Genomic DNA, 21,057 nt, shown 5'->3' on the forward strand with positions numbered 1-21,057 from the left:
GTTCTCCGTGTTACGGTGAATTTTAATCCGAGTAGGCAACAGCATTAAAACTTTCTATTCCTATTCGGGTAGCATCTGCTGTGCAAAATATATATAAGGTATATACCAATTCATTTGATGGTGGTAGAGGGATATTGTAATCAGAAGCATTGATGGTGACGACTTGTACAGCGTTTGGGTTTGTTTCGGAGACACTCACAGAGTAAAGGGCATTCCGTTACATCTAAACCAAGCTCCGCGATGGCACCAGCAGTATTGGCTGGCAAGGGAATTGAGATCGTATTACCGTAACTTGCGTTTTGAGATGTTCGAGCATCTAACAATCTAGTCATGTTCTCATCTCCTTTTTGATAGTTTATGCAGAACATATTCATTGTTGAGGGCAGTAAGGATATATCATATTTTAGCTCATAGGGAGTAAAGAAAGAGAAAACAGCCTTATACAATGTCTGTCGAAGCATCGTTGTAATGATGCCAGATGTAGAGGTTTCTTCCTCACTGAAAATGTTGATTTCGATTTTAAAAATACTCCTACGGATGAAAGAAGAGGCGTGTACGCATTCGGACAGTGTACTTACAGTAATGCGGAAAGGGATTTTTAATTGTATATGACTGTAAAATGCCATTTGATGCTGCAAAGAGTGGATGGAGCCGAGACGGCGGATGAGTGTGGAAAAACATATAAATGAGATGTGGAGCAACAACCATTCAATAGTGGAAGGATTGATCCAGACCCACCACAGCAGCTAGATATAGAAAGGGGGTATAGAGATTTCAACAGGTGGCTAAGGGCTAGAACGATGATTTAATCGCCGTTGAAACCCTTATGCAACAAAAGGATAACGAGATAGCCAGGCTCAAGAAGTCTGTTGAAGGTCTACGGTTATCACGACAATAAAAGGTCAAAGTGTGTGCAACCTGAACATGAGCTCAGCTATTACAGCCTAAAAGAACAGAAGAGTATAAGCGATTCCGTGGAGCGTGGCCGCTCATGACCATAAGCTGATTGGATGATGGCTCACCCTTGGGTGGCATTCTGGATGTGGATAGCTCTAAAGAGTAACAGCTCATTACAAGTTCTATTTCCTCATTACAAACAATATCCGTTTTGCAATCTCTAACATTAGAGATGTGCATGAAAGGCTTGCTGCAAAGCTTTTGTATCTAAAAGCTCAACAGTATATGAGCAGAGTATAAAAAAGGTATTCATGGTATATCAGCCACAACATTCGCTGACAAAAGACGCAAGGTCAAAGAAAATTTAGCAAAAAGTCTGTCAACCGAACATTGGATTTTGTGATGATCGACTATGGTCGGGGGCGAAACCAAGAAGGAGAAATTGGACTTAGAATGCCAGAAGCAAAGGGCTTAAGCCTTTGCGGTCTTTATTATAGGTGTCAGAAGAAAATAAAGTTCTAAACTGAAAAATAAAGTAATATTCTGACGATGCCTCATTAAGCTAACGGGCAGGATAGTTTAATAACATATCGAATTTTTTAAGAGTGGAAGGGTATACGAGGTGAGGCGTTGCTTAACTGAAGTGTGAAGTAGAGGTAATCAAAAAGGAGATACCCAGATGGAAGCAAATCAAAATATTCGTTTAGCAATCGAAGAATCTATACAGTTCCTTGAATCTACTCCGCATTTGGGGATGACTCACGGCGAGTGCAGCCGTCGAAAATGGGATGGAGCTTGGTGGCATATGGCTGCTCTTTATGAAATGGGAGAGGTGAAACTAATTCCCGAGACTGCTATTACTGGAGCAAAATATTTACTCGAAACTCAGGTTTGGCCGACCTTCATCATATCCCCCGATGACCATCCAACAAGTGAAAGCGATAAGATGCAGATGGATTGCTGCCATTGTGAACTTGCCGTATACTATATGATTCTAATGGCGTATGGCTGTGATTTGGACAAGGAACTGCCTTGGATTCGTGAATGGCTCTTAAAGCATCAGTTACCTGATGGCGGGCTGAACTGCGACCCTGAAGCTTATATTCATTCAAAAAAGAGCTCTATTGTTTCAACACTTCCTCCGCTTGAAGCTATCTTATGGCATACTGACCGTGAATTTACTGAACAGGAAGCCGTTTTCTTAGATGAAGGCGCACGTTATTTAATTGAGCATCGTCTTGTATGTTCTAAACAAAATAGAAGCGTCATCGATATGGAATGGCTGAAGCCTTGTTTTCCGAGGTTTTTTGAATATGATATATTACGTGGCATGTCCTTCTTGGCAGAATGGTCCCGACGTAGGAACAAAACGCTGCCGGTCGGGTTGCTTATTGAAGGATTGGAACGATTGAACATCTTCAGGGAAACAGAAGGCTTGCGAATCGGTAGACAAGTCTTTGATCCACAAGGCCCGTGGGGTGGGCAATCCTTTCCCTTGTTAGAAGCAGTGTCTGGCATTGGTGACGTTTCGCCTTATCTAACCAGACAGTTAGATCGAGTTATCGAACGATTGGGACCGGAGTATACCTATGCATAAAGACTTCCTTTAGAAGGGAGCTCATGGTGGAAGAGGAAGGGACCAGGATGAGGAAGGTTTAGAGGGGAAAGTTGCAAATTTCAAATATGTAAAATGATTGTCTAAACACTGATTGAAGGCGTAAAACGGGAAGGATAGTTATAAATATGATAAAATAAGGGCGAATAAATTCAGAGGTGATTTAATGTTCAATCCGAAGATCTTCTTCTATTAGTTGTGTCTAAGGTCATGGCTTCAAATGCCAAAATCTAACCCGGCACAACGGGGATGAAGATGTTTACACGGGAAGAGATTCAATCCTGGGAAGATGAGAAACAGCGTAGTCTGGAGATCAATAATAAGCCCAAAGATCCAAGAAAAGAGAAGCTTAAGGATTTCCGTAAAGGAATCAAGAGTGTTCATTACAACAAAGAATGTAAAGTAGCAAGAAAAGATGATTATCGGCTGTATAGAACAAAAATGAAACGACTGATGCGTAGTGAGGAATACGAGATCCTACACAGTTACAAACGAACGAGCGGTTGGATTACATGGTAAATGGGGTAGCCCTTGAATGAACTCATCCTATTGTTGAAGTGACTAGCAGTAGGGCAGTTCATGAGGGGCTGCTTTTTTTCATTGAAGTAACGGGCAGGTTAGTTTAACTCCGAAAACAAGAATAGGGAACAAGTGTTCTTTACATATATTATATATGCGTATATAATCAAAACGAAACGGAAAGGAGATCTGGTTTGCTTGATAAAACATGTAGATTCTTCTTTAGTGTAAGAATATTATAATAATAACTCAATTTTGGAGGAGTCTGTATGCCATATTGTAAAGTCAAGAATGCCAATATATATTACGAGGAAATTGGTAAAGGCAAACCAATTATAATGATCCATGGTTTTACACCAGACCATCGGTTAATGAGTGGGTGCATGGAACCGATATTTGAAAATAATTCCAATTGGCGTCGTATCTATCTTGACCTGCCTGGAATGGGACAAACAAAGGATTACGATCAAATATGTAATTCAGATGATATGCTAGAAACAGTTATAAATTTTATTGAAACTCTTGTCCCAAACCAAGATTATCTCATAGCAGGCGAATCATACGGTGGATATATTACAAGAGGAATAATTAATAGACATAAAGATCGTATTGGTGGGGCTGCACTGATTTGTCCATTAATTATTCCTGAACACAAAAGAAGAATACTTCCCGAGCATTTTGTTGTTCATTGTGATCGCGAGTTTATGGACACCTTAAGTGAAGAGCAAATAAGCGATTTTAGCGCAAATCAAGTCGTCCTCAATGAATATAATTGGAAAAGGTATTCAGAAGAGATCGTGTCAGGTTGTAAGATCGCTGACTTTGATTTTCTTAACAAGATTCAAAGAAACTATGGATTTTCCACCAATATAGATGAATTAGTTTTCGATAAACCAACAGTATTTACTCTTGGGCGACAAGATGCAGTTGTTGGTTACATAGATGCTTTTAGAATTTTAGACAATTATCCTAGAGCAACCTTTGCCGTTCTAGATCGAGCAGGCCATAATCTTCAGATTGAACAGACTCTATTATTTGAGCCACTTATGCGTGAGTGGCTTGAAAGAGTAACAGAGTTTGGATTTTAGTTGTATATTATTGCATTGAACTAACGGGATACGTTAGTTCAATGCAATAGCGACAGTCAAGGACCCTATTTCCTCGTCTTAGTTGTCGCTGTTTCAATTTCTAAGGTCAGTCTAATACTTTGGCTTCTTCTGACATTAGGAACTATGATTTTTTATCCTGAAATTTGTTACTTTATTCATAGTGTTGAGGCATCCTTTTCAATGGGGGTGTCGTTTTCCACACGGTGAGTTACGGAAATTGCCGGGGCTGTTTCGCGACTGGACCTGCATGGCAAGCGCAACGTTTTTGCGGATTATTCTAAAGTAATCATGAATTGTACAGAGGGGAATGTGCTTAATGAAAATAGGATATGAGCGATGGACGGTGATTTAAAGAAAGCTCTGGATGAGCTTGAAGCCTTACGTGGTACAGTTTCAGGGTCTTGTCTCTTTGAGAGTGATCTGATATAGGCTGCATCAAAACACAAGCGTAATTGCTTGTGTTTTTTTATTGTTTCTTATCCGTTGGGAGGAGGATGAGCAATATTAAGAAAGTGAGCAAAAGCAGCATTAAAGAGAGTTCTGCCCACCTAATACGAATAACGAAATTTTCTTAGCTATTTCTTCTTTGTTTAATTTTACTTTTCCGGAAGCCCATAAATAACCAGCCTCATAGATTACGTTCGCATAAATAGTATGAATAAATCTTTCTCCATATCTGTATATATAAGTTTTCTACACTCTTAAGCAAATACAAATTCAACTCGCTCAATATTTTTTCTTTCAATTGGGGGATTACCAAACTTATATTACTTTGGCGACATTGTAATCTCGGTTGCTGGTAAAAGTCACAAACAGCTAAAACAAGTTGGCTTATACTTTTTTGATCAAATTTTATTGATCCAATTGTCCGTTTTGCAATAGCATTTGAAGCGGAATTTCCCAAAATGGACAGTGAGAGTAGAGTAGAAGAAGCAAAACCCACTGTAAAATAATATAAGCTTCTTAGTCTTAGTGAGATAACTATTAAACTGTCTTCAATAAAAACATCGGCAGCCATGGACGAAAAAATAAAATCCTAGACTGCCGATGTTCGATTGAACTATCGTGTGCCTTTAGTTCAATCTTTTTCCTTTTCATAAAAGTTGTTGAACAAAGCTTTCTATCGTTGAAATCATGTCTTAATCCAATTCAATTTGTAAAATTCTAATCCCCACCGAGTTCAATCGTTTTCGTGGCGACCCGGTCATGAAATTCCCGATCATGCTCTACGAATACAATGGTGGGCGTGTATTCAAGCAGCAGATCCTCAATTTGCATCCGGGAAATCACGTCGACAAAGTTGAGCGGTTCGTCCCAAATATGCAGATGAGCCTCCTCACATAGGCTTCTCGCGATCAGAACTTTCTTCTTCTGCCCGCCGCTAAACGCCGATATATCCTTCTCAAACTGGATGCGGGCGAAATCTAGCTTACGCAACACGGCTTTAAATAAGCTTTCGTCAATTCTGTGCTCTGCTGCATAATCGGAAAGCGTACCTTGCAAATGAGAAGTATTCTGGGATACATAGGAAACGCGAAGCTGCGGATCCCGTTGAAACGTACCTGTATAGTATAGCTCCTCAGCGTTGAGCAGGTGAAGCAAGCTAGACTTACCTGAACCATTTGGACCTGAGATTGCAATCCGATCTCCTGGTTCAATCGTCAGACTAACGTTCTTGCATACTGCTCTTTCCCCGTAGTAAATCGTAACATGATCCAGTATCGCCAATTCCGATTTGGGATACACGAGCTGAGAGATCGCAAGGCTTTCTGACTGTTCGATATTTCGGAGCAGTTTCGATTTTTCCTCTAAAGCAGTGTGTTGCCGCTGTTCGATGGATTTTGAGCGTTTCATCATTTTGGCTGCCTTATGTCCGACGTACCCCTTGTCAAGTTTGGAACCGGAATTTCGTGTGCCGTTTTTCGATTTTTCGGTCTCGAAAGACCAGCTACTAGTACGTTTAGCGGAAGCTGATAAACGCTGTATGTCTTTGTACAGCTTTTCGTTTTGTGCCATTTCGAATGTATCCTGGCGAGTTTTGTTCGTCCACCAGCTGGAGAAGTTGCCTTTTTGGATTTCAATATTCGTTTTGTTGATCGACAGAATATGATCCACGCAGCGGTCGAGAAAAGCACGGTCGTGTGAAACAAGAATAAAACCACGCTTCGTTTTCAGATAATCGGCGACAAGCTTGCGTGCGTGCAAATCGAGATGATTGGTCGGCTCGTCGATGAGCAGAAATCGATTGTCTTGGATGAATAGCACAGCCAGCAGTACCTTCGTCTGTTCTCCTTGGGACAGCGATTCGAATGGTCGGTACAACACGTCTTCTGAAACCTTAAGGAGGTTCAGTTCACGCATCAGCTTCCAGTTCTCATAGCTTGGCACGATCTCTTCGACGACATCTAAAGTCAAATACTCCGGATGTTCGACGGGAAACGGAAAATAATCAAAGGCGACTGGTGTGGATATCGTACCGCTGTATTCGTACTTCCCCTGCAGCAGGTTTAAGAACGTCGTTTTACCCCGACCGTTTCGTCCTGTAAAGCCCAACTTCCAGTCTGTATCAATTTGAAAATGAACATTTTCGAATATAGGGTCATAGCTGCCTGGATAGGCAAAAGTAAGATTGGTTACCTGAATGGCGGGCATGGCAATCATCCTTTCGTTTGGAAATAAAAAAGAGCCGCAAGAAAGGTGCTTTCTTGCGGCTCTAATCCATACGAGGAAATAAGACCCCATTACAAGGGGGCCATATGACTGTCCGGAGAGGGAGCGCAAACGAAACGCAGACCTTTCTTGCAGAGACGAAATAAAACGACCCTAGCCAATTGCTGAGTCCGTTCTTTTCGTGATCTCGAAGCAAGAAAGTTCTACATGTATCCGTTCAACTCCCATCATTAAATTACATCCAGTTTATCACAATAGTAATTTAACTACAACCTGCGTTAGTTTCATTTAGGATGAAGCCTCGCGTAGGTCGACATGCTCCTTAGATTGATTACTGTTATTCAACTATCTTCTGCATATCATTGCTTCGCAACCAGCACGCCGGAAAGAAATACTTAAAGGTTTGGATATAGGATAGGAAATGCATTAGCAGCGATACGGGCCCAAGATGATTATTAGAGCCAGTAAGTTAATTGGTAATGAGATAGAGGGCGATATTATTACAGGTGCCTTATTCTGTACAGCAAAAGAGGGTAGGCGTATTTTTGGGGACTTGAATTCATTTCATGTAGATAATATGGGTGGGGGATATATTAATTCTACGGATGATATGGTTTATTTTCAAAATGAGGTTAATTTTACTGAAGCTACTGTAAGTGGGCTTAAGCTCGGAATTGAAGATTTTATTGAAAATCTCGGGGAAACAATCAGAGAGTTGAGAAACGATGTTGCTTCATTAAGAGGTGATATGTACGATGATGTAATTGTGAACGCTACATTTGATCCATCATCAAGAAATAAAGAGGGTTTTAGGGGAATACAATATGAGCGTAAATGGAAGAACATTGTTTGAAAACGCTATTGCCGTCGATGGTACAGCTTATGTACCTTTGCGCCCGATTTCAGAATCTTTGGGGACGAACCCAGCGGTGAAGGGGAAAACTATTGAAATTACAACAGGAACCCCTTCTTCATATATGGTTGTTGAAGAGCAGTCACAAGCAATGGCTTTGAAGAATAACCCATATACCAATTGGTCCAAGGAACTAATTGTAAAGCACTTTGGGACTGTGGAGGAATTGATCGAAATACTTAATAATGATATTACAAAATCTGAAAAGTCATTGACTGACATCGATAGAAGAATAGGTGCGGCAGGGGACGATCAAAAACTTATTGAGCGCATTGAAAAAAGCGTCACCGTGACAAAAAGCCCTCTTAAACAGAGGGCTTTTACTTTTATGAGAGGGATTAGTATTAGACTACCTTTAATAATAGGTATCTTAACACGTTTATTGAATCGGAACGCAAATTTCGCAACGATGATTATTAATAAGTTCAATTGTATAGCGCTCCAAGATAGGTTTGGTTTCATCTAATCTGAACTTTTGGTTTTTCAACTCTAGAAATATTTCGCCCCAAGCCTTTTGAACAGCTTCTGCTGTATGATTTATCTTAAAAACAGCGTATCTTCCTCCACTAATATTGCTTAGACTTACTTCATCAGTATTAACACAGTAACCATCAGGAATAACCAAACATGCATCGTAGCGACAATTTTCCGGCTTCACAAATGCAGGATTATCTTGGGCAATGCCGAGGATAATAGACTTATTATTAAATAATTTATTCGATTCAACCCAGTATTTAAATTTCTCCATTAGTTGTGAATTTGCAATTCCATACGGACCAATCTGTCTCATGTATGCAATTCTACAAGAAGGTATTTTTTCAATTTCAGCCTTCATATTTTCTTCTCTTTCTTTTTAAAGTACATCGATGTCTGAAACCATCTTATAATGCTTTAAAATGATAAACAACTCCACTTTAAAAATAATCAAATTAGTGTCTAATACCCAAAGAGCAGACTTATGTGCCTGCTCAACGATGTGTGATATTAAACTGCTGTGTCCCGATAGCTAAACAAGTCTTACTTATAGAGACTCGATTCCCCATTCTTTATATAAGTCGTTAAGCTCATGCGATGTCTTTGTAACAAAACTCTTAACCACATCTACCTTTAAATAAATTGGGGTTATCTGGGGTTCATTGTCCTTATTACGTAGCCATTGTAGTTTTATATCTCGGTACTGATTTACTTCAATTTGTGTTAACAATGGTTCAATACTATAGGCATTTCCTACACAGAGCTTGTTGAGAACATCTTCTGCCCATTCTTCTCTTTTGATTAAATTAAATTCTACTTGGTTTGCTTCCATATTATAGATTTTTCTTATTTCATCTTTTTCTCCTTGATACTCACGTTCAAAATTCGAATAGACTGTTTCCGTCCATCTTATGTCCGCATAGATATGGGCAAAATACCCTAGTATGTAATCTGTCCAGTTAGTCTCAACATTAAGGTTTAAATAATACTGGCATCTTTCCTTAAGTACCTCACTACTAGGGAATCTATCTTCACAAACAAAATGTGTAATACCCTTTTCGCTTCTTGTCACATCTCCCCTTACATGGACAGCATCTGGAGCAATACTCCCAATTAAGAAACTAGAAGATAGAGTACGCGAGCAAAGTTCTAAAGCTATAGCAAAATGGACCATTGGATAAGGCATTCTTTAGAACCTCCTAAGTTAAGACAGTCGAATAGTTATAATGTAGCTATACGCCAATATATTACAAAATATTGAAACTGGGCATATTTGAAAATAGCTAGTCATTTTCTTTACCTTTATATTCTATAATTCGTTGAAGAGAAATATGAATTGCTCTGAGATAACTTACTATGGTTATAAAACCGATCACTAAAATAATTATGAGTAGATCCATAGGTAACTCGCTCCTAACTCAAACAGAAGATTTGGTCATCCTCCATATTACCATAATTGGAACTTTACTTCCTGTTAGCTTAAAGATGTATAGTCACTCTACAACCTTATTTTTGCTGAGCAATATTTCTGTTTAAAATCCGCACCGTTATAGTAATAAAACCAATTTAAGATATAAGTATGAAAGCCTCTGATAAATCAGGGGCTTATTTTGCGTCTTGAGGGGGTGACGAAACCCATGGCAAAGATAAAATCCACATTGGACATACAACTGGATCTAACCAGACCTGTTGAGGATTTAACTGAGATCATTTCTGCTGTAATTGCTTCACAGCCACATAAACGTAAAGAAATACTTGAGGGGTTGGATATAGCAGTAGGAAATGCATTAGCAGAGATACAGGCCCAGGAAGAAAAGGAACAGAAAGTAGACGATGATAGCTCAGGAAAAGTTTCCTGAACGGAGAGACGGGGGAAGCAAGGTGGATAAGTGGGAGGTTTTTAAGTTCAGTACTGCTTTAGGAAGCAGCGCTGTGACGTATTTTTACGGTGGGTGGTCGGGAGTATTGGGGGTGTTACTTGCTCTGGTCATTATTGATTATGTGACTGGATTATTTACCGCTGGCGTAGAAGGTAAGAAGGGAACCGGGCCCGGTTTAAAAAGCAAGATTGGTCTTATCGGTATCGCTCGAAAGGTATTTATTTTTGCAATGGTAGCAGTATCCCATCTGATTGATGGAGTCTTAGGCGATTCGCACCTATTCCGGGATGCGGTCGCCTATTTTTATATGGCAAATGAGCTGCTTTCGATTCTGGAGAATGGCGGTAGACTCGGCGCATCTATCCCACCAGTGATCCGACAGGCAGTCGAAGTTTTGAAAAGTAAAAGTGGTAATCAGGAAGGAGAGAAAGAGGATGCAACAACGAAACAGCCGTAATGCTCAAGGAATTGACGTATCCCGTTATTAAGGAAAGATTGATTGGAAGGCAATCAAGGCAGATGGTATTTCATTTGCCTTTGTTAAAGCAAGTCAGGGACAACGTTATGTTGATCCGACATTCATTGCAAATGTAAAAGGGGCCAGGGCAGCAGGCTTGTTGTTGGGCGCCTATCATTTTTTAGGTGCATGGCTCCAGAACCTATGTACCGCTGCAGTCTTTGGCAAATGCCTTGGGCTTATCCTATCACTGGGATAACGCCCGTAAGGAAGCGCATTTAAACGGAGCCAAGCTGCAAACTGTCCAACTTGTAGAGGGTATAGCGTATGTGCAGCTCAGACCAATTGCTGATGCTTATGGGGGCGGTAGTGTCTTGGGATTCAAAAAATAAAATCGCATCGTTTAAAACGAAAGGGGAAAAGTAATCATGCAAACAATTATCGAAACTGTACAGCCTTATGTAAATACCATTGTCACAGCCACTGCGGGTGTGCTTACAGCGTTTGTTTTAGGAGGTCTGAACAAACTCAAGACTAAGGTTAACGTGTGGCTAGAAGCGCGTACAACGGCAGCACAAAGGGAAGTTATTCATAAGATAGCAGGAGAAGGCTTTGCCTTTGCTCAAACAGCATTTAAAGAAGCTGGAGGAGAACGTAAGCTTCAGGAGGCTTTGCAGTATGCTTCACTTACTCTTTCCAGCCAAGGTATCGTAGTATCCAAAGTAGAGCTAAAATCCGCGATTGAGAAGGCATATCTGGAGTATAAGGCCAAAACAAAAGCGGTACTGGCTACTGAAGCGCAGCCAAACGAGGATGCGGCACAGGCCGCAGCTAAGGAAGCTGTATCGGGGCTTGCTGCAAAGCTTAATGATTTCTTGGCACAGGCTACAGCAGAGGTATCATCCGGTCAGGTTCAGACAGCAACTGAGTCTATTCAAGAACCAACAGAATCAGTACAAGTGCCTGCTACGGAGCAAGACTAATACGGCTATAGTTACAAAGTAAACACTAAGCAGATAAAGAAATCCGGAAAGATAGCGTAAGCTTGCTTCTTTCCGGATTTTTGGCATATCGCTAATCAGAACAATTACTTGTTCAGCAGCATGAAGTTATTGATAAAACCCTCTTTCTGTATGAAGATCGGGGTTTGGGTTTTCGAAGTGAAGTCATAATAGTACACGCCACGTCCTTCGTCCTGATTTTTCAGGGAGGTGCTACCTAAATAATAAACTCCCTTGCCGTCTGAGGACATATAGACAAATTGGCGGGATAAAATAGGCAACTCTATTTTGGTGCGTTTACCTGTTGTAATATCAACCAGACTATACTCAGTAGTGCCGAAATTAGTTAACCGACTAGTTACGAGGAGCAGTTTATCATTACTGCTGGACATTGAAGATATCTTTTCTTTTTTCAGTGTGATTATAGAACGCTCTTGCTTGGTGACGCTATTGATTTCTATAACCTTGTTGTCCGGGGGGACCATAATGGTCTGTGTTCGGTCTGAAATGTCACTTTGTTTATCTCGCTCCCTCTCCGAATACTGTGAATTGTAAATTGTATTTTTTGCTGAATTATAGGCTATAGACCAAGTGATTTTATCTTGGTTTTCATCATGCATAAATTTCATGGTACGCGTTGATTTATTGTAGAAAATAGTTTTAAGTGTCCGCTCTCCTTTTTTGACCGCAACCAGAACGAGGGGGCCATCCGGAGTAGTTGGTACGATATCATTGATGGCAAACAAATTATCGGTAAGCTGTTCGGTTTTTTTTGTATTCAAGTCGTACGAAAATAATTGGTCTCCCTTATCACCAACATCGGCAGAGTAATAAATTTTGTGATCAGGCAAGGACACTACAGAAAGCGGGTATTGAGAGGTATAAGGAACATCGGCCAGTTTGGTCAATTTTTTACTGTTTAAGTCGTATGTCATAACTCGCATAACCATGCCTTGATCTGTGTTCTTCCCATTCACATACTCTGTATAAGTCATGGATAGATATTGACCTTGTTCGACTGGAGCTGACTTTTCGTCTGATTGGATTTGTTTCGATGGAATTGATTCTGCTGCTGGAGTAGAAGATGGAGAGCAGGAAGATAACAGAGTTGGAACGAGCAAGGAAAGTATAAGGAGTCTAAAGAATTTGTAGCTGCTTGTTCTCAAAACGAAGCATCCTTTCTGAGATAAGTGATGAATCAAACTGAATATGATAACGAAAAGGGAAAAGGATAGGACGCGAGATCCTATCCTTTTTTTTGGTATAAAGATATTAAAAATCATAGGAATATCTTGCTGAAAATGAGACGTAAGAAGCCCAACTTAAACCTACCTTCTCTACACCCGTTTTCCAAATATCAATGACTGCATCTGGAAGACTCCCATTATCAGCTTTATAAAAATTAGCTGCGATATTATTATCGGTATTCCTTACCCGAATTTCTGTCCCAAACTTGGGATTATCAATTGCTCCTTTTGTTGCACAGTCACCTTTGCCGAGTATATTGGAATTTTCCCCATACGTGTCTGTGAAGTTTGTTCCTCTCCCTGTGCCTCGAACATAGCCACTAGATGTTCCGCTAATTTTAATTTCATTATCATGTGCTCCATATGTATAAGTCCCAGGTGATTTGCGTGTACCGCGTGGTAATGCTTGAAGTGAAACATTATTAGTAGTAATCGCATTTTCTTTTTGATCAGGCAAGATAATATCCTTGATGTAACCTTCGCCATCATAAATTACTTTTAAACCAGGCTGAGGGTCAGGGTTATCAATATGATATACCGGCAGTGACTTGGTTTCTTCTACGATCTCTTTATCCCGTTGTTTTTCTTTTTCCAGCTCAACCTGTTGTTCAGCAGTAAGTGGGGCAATAGCAGCTAGAGATTTTTGCGGTTCAGGTACCGGAGTTCCTTTTTCCAATACAACCATGTTATTGTTCTCATCATATTGGATAATGGTACCCGCTAACATTTGGTCAGGGATTTTTTCTCCTTTCTCAGCATGGGAGATTGCTGGACTGACGACTCCCCAAGAGATGAGTAACGATGCAGCTAGAAAAGCTTGTAGGAGAAATTTTACTTTCATACAAAGTACCTCCTTGAAAAATTTGTAAATACAAAACCAGCGTAAAGGAATCTACTAATATTGTCAACCTTTTTATGGCATTTATGAATATATTTAATATTTTTTAAGATGGGTATAGGCTGCGGAGAGTGTTCTTTACGTCATTTTATGCCACCGATTATGCCGAAGTTCTTTAATAAAATGCAAAAGAAATGAAGGTTATTGACAACTGTTAAATTATGGACAACAATAGAATGCAATAATATAAAAGTTTTGGAATTTCTGTATGAAAGGTGGATATGACATGAAGCATACACCTACGATTCGAGCAGAATTAGACAGATACCTACAACAAGAGGGTTTGAGCTTAGCGCAATTTGGACAACTTGCAGGCATGAATAGGGGAATAATAAGTGCTATTGTGACGGGGAATAAGTCTATGTCTGTTAACCAGCTTGACTTAATCACTGAGGCTATGGATTTACCAGAGGGTCACTTTTATGATCTATTTATAGAAAACTACATCATCGACCATCCTCCGAATATGAGGCGAATCGAGCCCTTTTTGTTTCGCTGTGCGGAGTTGGACAAGTTGGATGCAATCCGTCGAGTGGTGGGAGCCATCATGGACAATCTGCTGTATTCACCCAAGCTATTTGAAATAGCGGAAGAATTATTGTCGCAGGGACGACATGAGGCTGCATTGCTGCTCTATGAGGGGGTAGCTGAAGCGGAGAGATATCAACATTCTGAACGTTTGGCAGTCTGCCAATATCGTATATTTACGATTCAAGTTGGAGACGATCAAAGTCGTAACATCAGGGCGGCAGCGGTGTTTGAAGCTTTTGTCGAACGCCTAGATGAAATAGACCAACTTGACGCATTAAAGGATTTGGCAAACGTGTACAGGTCTTTGCGTAAATGGGACAAGGTAGACGAAATGGCAAGGCAAATGAGAGCTAAAGCGGAAATCCAGTATAGTTTAAAACACCAAGAAAAACGTGAGTTACGAGATATTGAAAAGAGAACAAGAGGTCCACTATTTGGATACATTGCCTATGCTGACCTGTTATGTGCTAGTGTTTGTGAAGCCCGGGGCGATTACCAGCAAGCTCTACAATATACATACGCCTATGCGGATTTAGAATGGGTTAAAGAGGATGACGAGGATACAAAACACTGGGTAAATTTGTTCAGTCAGTGGGCAGAAGGTAATATATATGTAAATAAGCTTCTGTCTGGAGATGTTGGCGTACTGCCAGACTATGTTGAATATATTGCAGCAACATCAAACGCTAACGAGAATGAGAAGCTCTCAAAGCTGCTGAACATTATGATAGCGGCTAATAGATATCAAATAAATGTGGATGATGTCCTCTCGCGTTTTGAAATGGACATTCATTCCTTTGCTAAATTACCGACTGTTGCTGATATGTACACTCAACAAGTAATACCAGACTATTTCGCATGGTTTGGTTTCGAGATGGCTCATTATTATTTACATCGAGGAAAGTACACTGATGGCTTTAAATTTTTGATGAATGCAATGGTAAAGTCACATATAATAAATAATGAAACATACTTTATAAACTGTATAGGCCTATTTATGCGTTTCCAGGACCATGCGGCTCCTGCAATTCAAACGGAGTTTTCCAATCTAATTGAAAAGGTGTGGTTGAGTAATGTTAAAGAAAATAACACTGTCAATCATTTCGAGTAGTTTTTTGTTTTTTTTGGTCGTACCTGGTATTCAAATTCTTGTACAGATTGGTGGATTCTAAAAAAGGCTCTGCTAACCTCAGGTTGGCAGAGCTTTCTTTAGTGCAGGAATTACCATACATACGGCAGAATAACTATTTGAAGTGATCAGCATGAACCATATATATAAAGTGTTAAAGTCGGATATAGAGTTGTTTGCAGCTGCCTTAAATCAGGTAAGAGTATATGTTGTTCAGCCGTTGGGTGAGGATTTGATAGATATCGTGGACTACGGCGGACCGGTCGAAAAATACACACCGGAGTCGATCAAGATTAACGGATCTTACTTCTTTCGCAAGTAGTTTGAATTTAGAGTAGAAGTGAAAGAACCTACCAGATTGTAGACGGTGTCCCTTAAAGGTAGACCATATCAAAAATAGGAGGGGAAAATGATGAAGAAAAGAATATTTCTGTTCTTGATTTTATCTTTATCTATAGCCACTACGATAGGTGCAGCTTCAGCTTCACCCAGTAAAACTAGTGGAAACAACATAATTTCTCAAAGATCGGGCGGAAGCGCAACTGTAAAAGAAGCCTTTAGTGTCCCTAAAGGATGGGGTCATGTTAAACTTTGTATGAAGAATCACTCTGATCATCCAGTAAGAGTAAGTTTAACTCACAGCGGTTCAAACAAACTATATATTGAAGCATTAGTAATCGCTCCTCATGATACAGTGACTTGGAAATCTACTGACCAAGGTTTTAGCGACGGTTTGCGTTCTGGAGACTACATACTTCAGTGGAGAGGCAGCGATTATAAAGTTGACGGAGAAACATGGGGAGTAGCTGATTCACAGCCTGGAAACCTCTAAATTCCCTAGGAATACAACTTGTCTTCTAGGAAGGTTAACTATGTGTTTGTTCAAGTCAGCAAGTGAATTAATCCCCTTAATTGGTCGGGAGAGCTTTTTTCGTTGATCAATTTGAATTTAGAGTAGATGTGAAAAAGGACTCTGGTGGTATGTAACCAGTATGGAGTCCTTTGTTGTTTATTTAGTTGAATACTTACTTATTTCAAACGTAAGGACTTTGTTGAAGATTACGTAGTTTTTACGGTTGCTGAATGGGCCTTTGTTGTTATTATGTTTATCGATCGCAAAGAATGAAGGGCCTCTACCTGCATCTTTAGCATCATACCAAGCAATGAAAGCAGTCAGTTCTTTTTTACTCAGGTCGAATTCCTTATCAAATCCATTATCCATTGTTACAGTCAAAATAGCGTGGTCACCAGTTGGTTGTGATGGTTCGGTTGGTTCAGTTGGCTCCGTAGGTTCAGACGGATTAGGCTCAGGAATTGGTGTTGGATTTGGCGTCGGTGTTGGTTCAGTTGTCGGTTTAGGATCTGGCGTTGGAGAAGGTTCGGGTGCTGTTACTATGTCTTTACTGTTAAAAAAGTCGATTTCCCTGATGTTAATTGTTTCTTTTGATAACCCCATAAAAGAGACGAATCTAACATTTTGTTGTAACCTAGATACTTTGGCATCGCTTTTAAGTTTAAAAGAATCGATATTTTTGATTTCTCCTAAATCAATTACAATCATTTTACCAGCAGGCATTGAGTAACTTGTTTCTTCATTATTATCTGTAACCATGGAATAAAAATGGTAATAAGTAAGGCGAAGCACGAAATTAGATTAAGCTTTCTTTTCATGAATAAATCTCCTTTTGTTTTATTTGCTTAGTAAGCATACAAATAATAAAGAGGGATGTATAAACATTTATGTATATATATTCAAAATAAAGTTTGATAATAGATTTTAATTCATACTCTCTCAAGTTAACCATAACTGAAGGGCCTTTTTTTGTTTTGCGACAAGCTATGCGATACTCCGACATGACTCTTCAATTAGTATAGAGAAAGTTTAAATACTATGGAGGTGTCGTATGATAAAGGGATTGCAAGAGGATTAATCGTATTTTTACTAGCTGCTATTTTTTCCGTTCAAGGCGTTTAGGCTGAACCGACAGCAATCAACCAACAAGCAGCAGCCGGACATTCTGCTGTATGTACGATTGACAGAGATAGAGCCGAAGAAAACAGAAAGAGGAGTCACTCAAGGGCTATCCAACTAAAAAAGGATATGACCTTGATGAATGGCCAATGGCAATGTGTGCAGAAGGTGGCGCAGGTGCTGATATAAGAATACATAACCCCTAGTGATAACCGGAGAGCAGGTAGTTGGGTAAGTCATCAGTTAGATAAGTATGCTGATGGCACAAAGGTAAGGTATGTGAAATAAAAACAAGGACTCAACCAGTATAGAAGCTGGTATGAGTCTTTTTTAATGTCCAATAAAAAATAAATATGCAAAAATATAGAACATATTTATAGATAAGCAAGTTTATGTTTAGACACATTTCCTCAATTAAATTATTCTTAGTTCTATTAAAAATATTGGAGGATTATTTAATGAAGAAAGCATGTATAACAGTTTTATTTTTAGTTCTTTTATCTCTTCCCTTGTCGAATGTTTTTGCAGCTGAAGCAGAGTATTCAGAAAATCTAGTTCCACATATGACAACTAACATTTTTCCATCTGGAGTAGCAAGTGCTAGTAATGAATATTCATACGCATATGAGGCGTTTAACAAAGAATTTGCTACTATTGCTAGTGCGTGGACATCAAGTACAGCTTCTGCTTGGCTAAGATATGACTTTCCTAAAGCCGAAGTTATTGAGCAATATGTGATATATCCACAGACAACGGCAACTGACCGTGCCCCTAAAGATTGGACTTTCGAAGGCTCAAATGATGGGGTTACTTGGAATGTGCTAGACACTCAGTCAAATATCACTGGATGGGTAGATAGCACTCCTAAAAAATTCACTTTCTCTAACCCTAATTCGTACAAAGATTATAGAATTAATATTACAGGCAATAATGGAAGTCAGTATCTAGCTCTTAGCGAATTAGAGATGATGTCTAAAGTATCGAGTTCCACTCCTAATCCAGGAACAGAGGACCCGGACCAAACTTCAAACGGGGATCGTGCTATTCTAGTAGTCACCATGACAACTGGCTTGGAGAAGGAATTTGATTTGAGTATGAAAGATGTCAATGACTTTATTGCGTGGTATGAGGCTAAACAAGCAGGTTCTGGATCGGCTTCGTACGCCATTAATAAGCACGATAACAATAAAGGCCCGTTCAGTAGCCGTAAGGACTACATGCTGTATGATCGTATCCTAACATTTGAAGTAAGTGAATATTCTAAATAAATTTAAAAGCTCTGCTAACCTTAATTGGTCGGTAGAGCTTTTAGCTGTTCACGCCACTTATAGTGTATCAAGGTATTCTTTCTGGAAATTGATAAAATCTTGCACACTATCGTGATAGGTAAATCTACCGCCATTTTTATCAATAATCCAGTTGATCTTCTCGTCATTTAACAAGACTCCATACATGCAGTGATGAAGGAGTTCAATTTGCTTTTCATCCCTAATTCGGATCAAGTGTTTTTCTTGTTCGTCAATGAGGTACCATTTCGTTTCTGTTTCATCTACATCCGCATCTACATACAGTATTGATACCGACAAGGGGAATGGCCAGTCAAACCAATGTTCTCGCTTGTCTTCTCCATAACCTTCAAATGGCATGGTTATTTCCTCCTACTTGGATAATTTCCTGATTAGTTTAAATGTATCAACGTGCTGTGATTGTACGCTTTATTGATAACTGTTTTTTGGGAACTCGCAGCTATTCTTAGCCTTTGGCATCTTGGCACCAATGCGGTGAATGACTTGCCGTTTGAGGTTGGCACGAACTGCGATGCGTCTGTTTAGACTGGGGTAATAGGGGGGACGAACTTTATTGTAAATCCCTCATTTGCTCAATTTGTAAAGGCAATGCTAGTTCAAGGGAGAATTTTCGGTAGCCCCTTTTGGCAATGGACGACGTAGGCTTTTAGGAATACACACATTAAATTTACTGCTGTTCTTGATTTATCCTACTGGCTCAGGAATATCGCCCCCATAATCTTTCCATGGCTTCACGTGCGCCATCTTAAACTTCTGCAAAAGTTTAGTGTAACTTTGGTAACGTCTATTCCGTAATTGTTGCATAATAGTTGTGTCCGCTTTCGTCGTTTATTGTTTTGATCTGTATAGTATACAGAAACGCCGGGTAACAAAGAAGTTGAATGCTTTGTTACCTGATATCGAACGCTACCACCAATACTCTACATTATTCTGCTGAGCGAAGACGGATACGCTCTATATTGTAATCATAGAGGGCTGGGATGGTGCCAAAAGATCATTACATTTCTCGTTTGGAAATAGCCATTATACGGTATTAAACCTCCAATGATCTGAAGTTTATTTTTCTGTACTCAGAATATAATTTGTCCATAACACATCAGGAGGCTGCATACATATCATGTCAATAAGACTCGAAGGTAATGGATTAGGGGAAAGCAGCCGCATCATACCGGAATATAAGGAAGCGTATCTAAAACTCATGAACGACAGTTAACGGCGTGGCAAGCCAGAATTGGATGATCAGAAAGTGCAGCTAATCAAGCAAGCGCTAATAAATTCCTACAACTCACGTACGGTTGCCACACGATGAAGATGATTTTAGCTGGGTTAAGTTGGAGGATATTATTTCTGCAGTACATAAAAGGCCATAGGTAACCGGGGCTTTTTTTACGTCCTTTAGCACGTTGAAAATATGTTTACTATTTAATATTTTTCGTATATATTAATATTTGGAAATTAGTTTTTTCACAATTTTTTCCTACAAAACTAGATTGAATTAACAGAGGAGATTATTTCAATGAGCATTTCAATAAGAATAGAACGCAAATCCGGTGGTGAACCAATCGAGTTTGTAAAAGGTGAAATCATTGGCTTTACTTATAAGAATAATAGTTCCATAAAGCTTTCAGCTAAGTCTCCAAACTTGAATCATTCGCTACATATTCAAAGCAAAATTCCGCTTCATTCGCTTCCTTCAGTTGTAGACAATGCGGATAATTCCAACATGCTGTATACATGGGCAAACACAGAATATAAACCTGATACTGAGGATTACTATCGCAAATGTAATATCCAAATCGTTAGAAATGAAAATACAATCCGAGATATTACGTTTACACACGCTTACGTAGATGAGTATCAAGAACAGATTGATACCAGCAAAGAGATCCTTGAGTTTGAACTTGTTTTTAAAATAAAAAGAAGATCAATTGGGAAAAATTCAATACAGTCCTCAGTTAGAACCTAAGGAAAAAAGAGAAAAGAATCAGTCTGATGCCTCGCAAAAAGTACTGGAAGGCGCATATAGTAAGAATATGTTAGTGTATGCAGGAAATAATACTTTTCCGTTTGAAAATCCGATGGTAGAACTAGAAAAGACTTGGGTGCGAGGCGTAGAGAAGGTAAAGAATTCAACAGATACTGTAATACATTATCCTGATCGTAAAGCATTTGCATTAGTAGCTGTTCCTATAGCTCGAAGGAAGTACGGGGACATCACAGCCAATTTACTTCAACATTTACTTGACTACAAACCAGGAAATTTACACTTTAACGAGTGGTCATATGAGGCGCAGCAAGTTAAAAATCTAAAGAGCACATCGCAATAGTTAATGATGAAGTCAAAAAAGCTAATGCTAAAAAAGTTAAAAGTTTTTCTTATAATGGATCTGAGCAATTAGAAAGTGATAGAGATTTATATAATGCTTTTCACAAAATGA

23 protein-coding genes and 2 pseudogenes are annotated in these 21,057 nt (G+C 39.4%); 17 read left to right on the forward strand and 8 right to left on the reverse strand.

Going from position 1 to position 21,057, the window contains the following annotated elements:
* Nucleotides 1–140: 140 nt before the first annotated feature.
* A complete protein-coding gene (locus ACU1JV_RS15520) occupies nt 141–332 on the reverse strand; it encodes a hypothetical protein (protein ID WP_228392861.1) in 192 nt (63 codons plus the stop codon).
* Between the two features lie 1,244 nt (nt 333–1,576).
* Here ACU1JV_RS15520 and ACU1JV_RS15525 point away from each other — a divergent pair.
* The 3 genes from ACU1JV_RS15525 (at nt 1,577) to ACU1JV_RS15535 (ending at nt 4,119) form a co-directional block, all read left to right on the forward strand.
* Nucleotides 1,577–2,494, forward strand: a complete 918-nt coding sequence (locus ACU1JV_RS15525) for a hypothetical protein (RefSeq protein WP_413986250.1) — start codon at nt 1,577–1,579, stop codon at nt 2,492–2,494.
* Between the two features lie 273 nt (nt 2,495–2,767).
* On the forward strand, nt 2,768–3,031 hold the full coding sequence (locus ACU1JV_RS15530; protein ID WP_013371533.1) for a hypothetical protein: 264 nt from the start codon (nt 2,768–2,770) through the stop codon (nt 3,029–3,031).
* A 269-nt stretch (nt 3,032–3,300) separates the two neighbouring features.
* Nucleotides 3,301–4,119 (forward strand): alpha/beta fold hydrolase, encoded by an 819-nt coding sequence (locus tag ACU1JV_RS15535; protein WP_413986249.1) that lies wholly within the window; start codon nt 3,301–3,303, stop codon nt 4,117–4,119.
* A 1,185-nt stretch (nt 4,120–5,304) separates the two neighbouring features.
* Here the strand turns inward: ACU1JV_RS15535 and abc-f are convergent.
* Nucleotides 5,305–6,792 (reverse strand): ribosomal protection-like ABC-F family protein, encoded by a 1,488-nt coding sequence (abc-f, locus tag ACU1JV_RS15540; protein WP_165080755.1) that lies wholly within the window; start codon nt 6,790–6,792, stop codon nt 5,305–5,307.
* Nucleotides 6,793–7,258: 466 nt separating this feature from the next.
* Here abc-f and ACU1JV_RS15545 point away from each other — a divergent pair, with 466 nt between their 5' ends.
* Nucleotides 7,259–7,663 (forward strand): hypothetical protein, encoded by a 405-nt coding sequence (locus ACU1JV_RS15545; protein ID WP_165080753.1) that lies wholly within the window; start codon nt 7,259–7,261, stop codon nt 7,661–7,663.
* Nucleotides 7,635–8,189, forward strand: coding sequence for a hypothetical protein (locus tag ACU1JV_RS15550; protein WP_058829663.1), 555 nt, complete (start codon nt 7,635–7,637; stop codon nt 8,187–8,189). Before ACU1JV_RS15545 ends, ACU1JV_RS15550 begins: the two co-directional genes overlap by 29 nt.
* On the opposite strand, the gene ACU1JV_RS15555 is transcribed toward ACU1JV_RS15550, so the two are convergent.
* The gene (locus tag ACU1JV_RS15555) at nt 8,103–8,558 is read right to left on the reverse strand and encodes an AraC family transcriptional regulator (RefSeq protein ID WP_081317847.1); all 456 of its coding nucleotides are present in this window, start codon (nt 8,556–8,558) and stop codon (nt 8,103–8,105) included. The genes ACU1JV_RS15550 and ACU1JV_RS15555 overlap by 87 nt on opposite strands.
* A 186-nt stretch (nt 8,559–8,744) precedes the next feature.
* Entirely contained in the window at nt 8,745–9,383 is a 639-nt protein-coding gene (locus ACU1JV_RS15560) for a hypothetical protein (RefSeq protein ID WP_165080749.1), read from the reverse strand.
* 451 nt (nt 9,384–9,834) lie between these two features.
* Between ACU1JV_RS15560 and ACU1JV_RS15565 the strand changes: the two genes are divergently transcribed.
* The 5 genes from ACU1JV_RS15565 to ACU1JV_RS15585 all read left to right on the forward strand — a co-directional run bounded on the left by ACU1JV_RS15565 (nt 9,835) and on the right by ACU1JV_RS15585 (nt 11,517).
* A complete protein-coding gene (locus tag ACU1JV_RS15565) occupies nt 9,835–10,056 on the forward strand; it encodes a hypothetical protein (protein WP_013371526.1) in 222 nt (73 codons plus the stop codon).
* A complete protein-coding gene (locus ACU1JV_RS15570; RefSeq protein ID WP_058829661.1) occupies nt 10,031–10,534 on the forward strand; it encodes a phage holin family protein in 504 nt (167 codons plus the stop codon). Before ACU1JV_RS15565 ends, ACU1JV_RS15570 begins: the two co-directional genes overlap by 26 nt.
* Nucleotides 10,535–10,601: 67 nt before the next feature.
* Nucleotides 10,602–10,793 carry a GH25 family lysozyme gene (locus tag ACU1JV_RS15575; protein WP_231124654.1) on the forward strand — a complete coding sequence of 64 codons (192 nt, stop codon included), beginning with the start codon at nt 10,602–10,604 and terminating at the stop codon, nt 10,791–10,793.
* Nucleotides 10,720–10,926 (forward strand): stalk domain-containing protein, encoded by a 207-nt coding sequence (locus ACU1JV_RS15580; protein ID WP_058829660.1) that lies wholly within the window; start codon nt 10,720–10,722, stop codon nt 10,924–10,926. The genes ACU1JV_RS15575 and ACU1JV_RS15580 overlap by 74 nt, the downstream gene beginning before the upstream one ends.
* 36 nt (nt 10,927–10,962) lie before the next feature.
* The gene (locus ACU1JV_RS15585) at nt 10,963–11,517 is read left to right on the forward strand and encodes a phage holin, LLH family (RefSeq protein ID WP_058829659.1); all 555 of its coding nucleotides are present in this window, start codon (nt 10,963–10,965) and stop codon (nt 11,515–11,517) included.
* A 104-nt stretch (nt 11,518–11,621) separates the two neighbouring features.
* Here the strand turns inward: ACU1JV_RS15585 and ACU1JV_RS15590 are convergent, their stop codons facing one another.
* Nucleotides 11,622–12,701, reverse strand: a complete 1,080-nt coding sequence (locus ACU1JV_RS15590; protein ID WP_058829658.1) for a hypothetical protein — start codon at nt 12,699–12,701, stop codon at nt 11,622–11,624.
* Nucleotides 12,702–12,807: 106 nt separating this feature from the next.
* The gene (locus ACU1JV_RS15595) at nt 12,808–13,623 is read right to left on the reverse strand and encodes a hypothetical protein (RefSeq protein WP_231124646.1); all 816 of its coding nucleotides are present in this window, start codon (nt 13,621–13,623) and stop codon (nt 12,808–12,810) included.
* Between the two features lie 283 nt (nt 13,624–13,906).
* Here ACU1JV_RS15595 and ACU1JV_RS15600 point away from each other — a divergent pair, with 283 nt between their 5' ends.
* The 3 genes from ACU1JV_RS15600 to ACU1JV_RS15610 all read left to right on the forward strand — a co-directional run bounded on the left by ACU1JV_RS15600 (nt 13,907) and on the right by ACU1JV_RS15610 (nt 16,172).
* Entirely contained in the window at nt 13,907–15,322 is a 1,416-nt protein-coding gene (locus tag ACU1JV_RS15600) for a transcriptional regulator (RefSeq protein ID WP_413986248.1), read from the forward strand.
* A 151-nt stretch (nt 15,323–15,473) separates the two neighbouring features.
* On the forward strand, nt 15,474–15,662 hold the full coding sequence (locus ACU1JV_RS15605; RefSeq protein WP_058829656.1) for a hypothetical protein: 189 nt from the start codon (nt 15,474–15,476) through the stop codon (nt 15,660–15,662).
* 87 nt (nt 15,663–15,749) lie between these two features.
* The gene (locus tag ACU1JV_RS15610; protein WP_043885989.1) at nt 15,750–16,172 is read left to right on the forward strand and encodes a hypothetical protein; all 423 of its coding nucleotides are present in this window, start codon (nt 15,750–15,752) and stop codon (nt 16,170–16,172) included.
* Nucleotides 16,173–16,349: 177 nt separating this feature from the next.
* Here the strand turns inward: ACU1JV_RS15610 and ACU1JV_RS15615 are convergent.
* Nucleotides 16,350–16,604: pseudogene (locus ACU1JV_RS15615) on the reverse strand (hypothetical protein); the annotation flags it as partial.
* 741 nt (nt 16,605–17,345) lie between these two features.
* Here ACU1JV_RS15615 and ACU1JV_RS15620 point away from each other — a divergent pair.
* Nucleotides 17,346–17,600: pseudogene (locus tag ACU1JV_RS15620) on the forward strand (NucA/NucB deoxyribonuclease domain-containing protein); the annotation flags it as partial.
* Nucleotides 17,601–17,770: 170 nt separating this feature from the next.
* On the forward strand, nt 17,771–18,580 hold the full coding sequence (locus tag ACU1JV_RS15625; protein ID WP_165080745.1) for a discoidin domain-containing protein: 810 nt from the start codon (nt 17,771–17,773) through the stop codon (nt 18,578–18,580).
* A gap of 57 nt (nt 18,581–18,637) precedes the next feature.
* Here the strand turns inward: ACU1JV_RS15625 and ACU1JV_RS15630 are convergent, their stop codons facing one another.
* Entirely contained in the window at nt 18,638–18,958 is a 321-nt protein-coding gene (locus ACU1JV_RS15630) for a hypothetical protein (protein WP_413986247.1), read from the reverse strand.
* Nucleotides 18,959–20,135: 1,177 nt separating this feature from the next.
* Here ACU1JV_RS15630 and ACU1JV_RS15635 point away from each other — a divergent pair.
* Nucleotides 20,136–20,585, forward strand: coding sequence for a hypothetical protein (locus ACU1JV_RS15635; protein WP_413986246.1), 450 nt, complete (start codon nt 20,136–20,138; stop codon nt 20,583–20,585).
* Entirely contained in the window at nt 20,548–20,946 is a 399-nt protein-coding gene (locus tag ACU1JV_RS15640) for a hypothetical protein (protein WP_413986245.1), read from the forward strand. Before ACU1JV_RS15635 ends, ACU1JV_RS15640 begins: the two co-directional genes overlap by 38 nt.
* The last annotated feature ends 111 nt before the right edge of the window (nt 20,947–21,057 follow it).

The sequence above is a fragment of the Paenibacillus sp. T2-29 genome, from assembly GCF_052921365.1.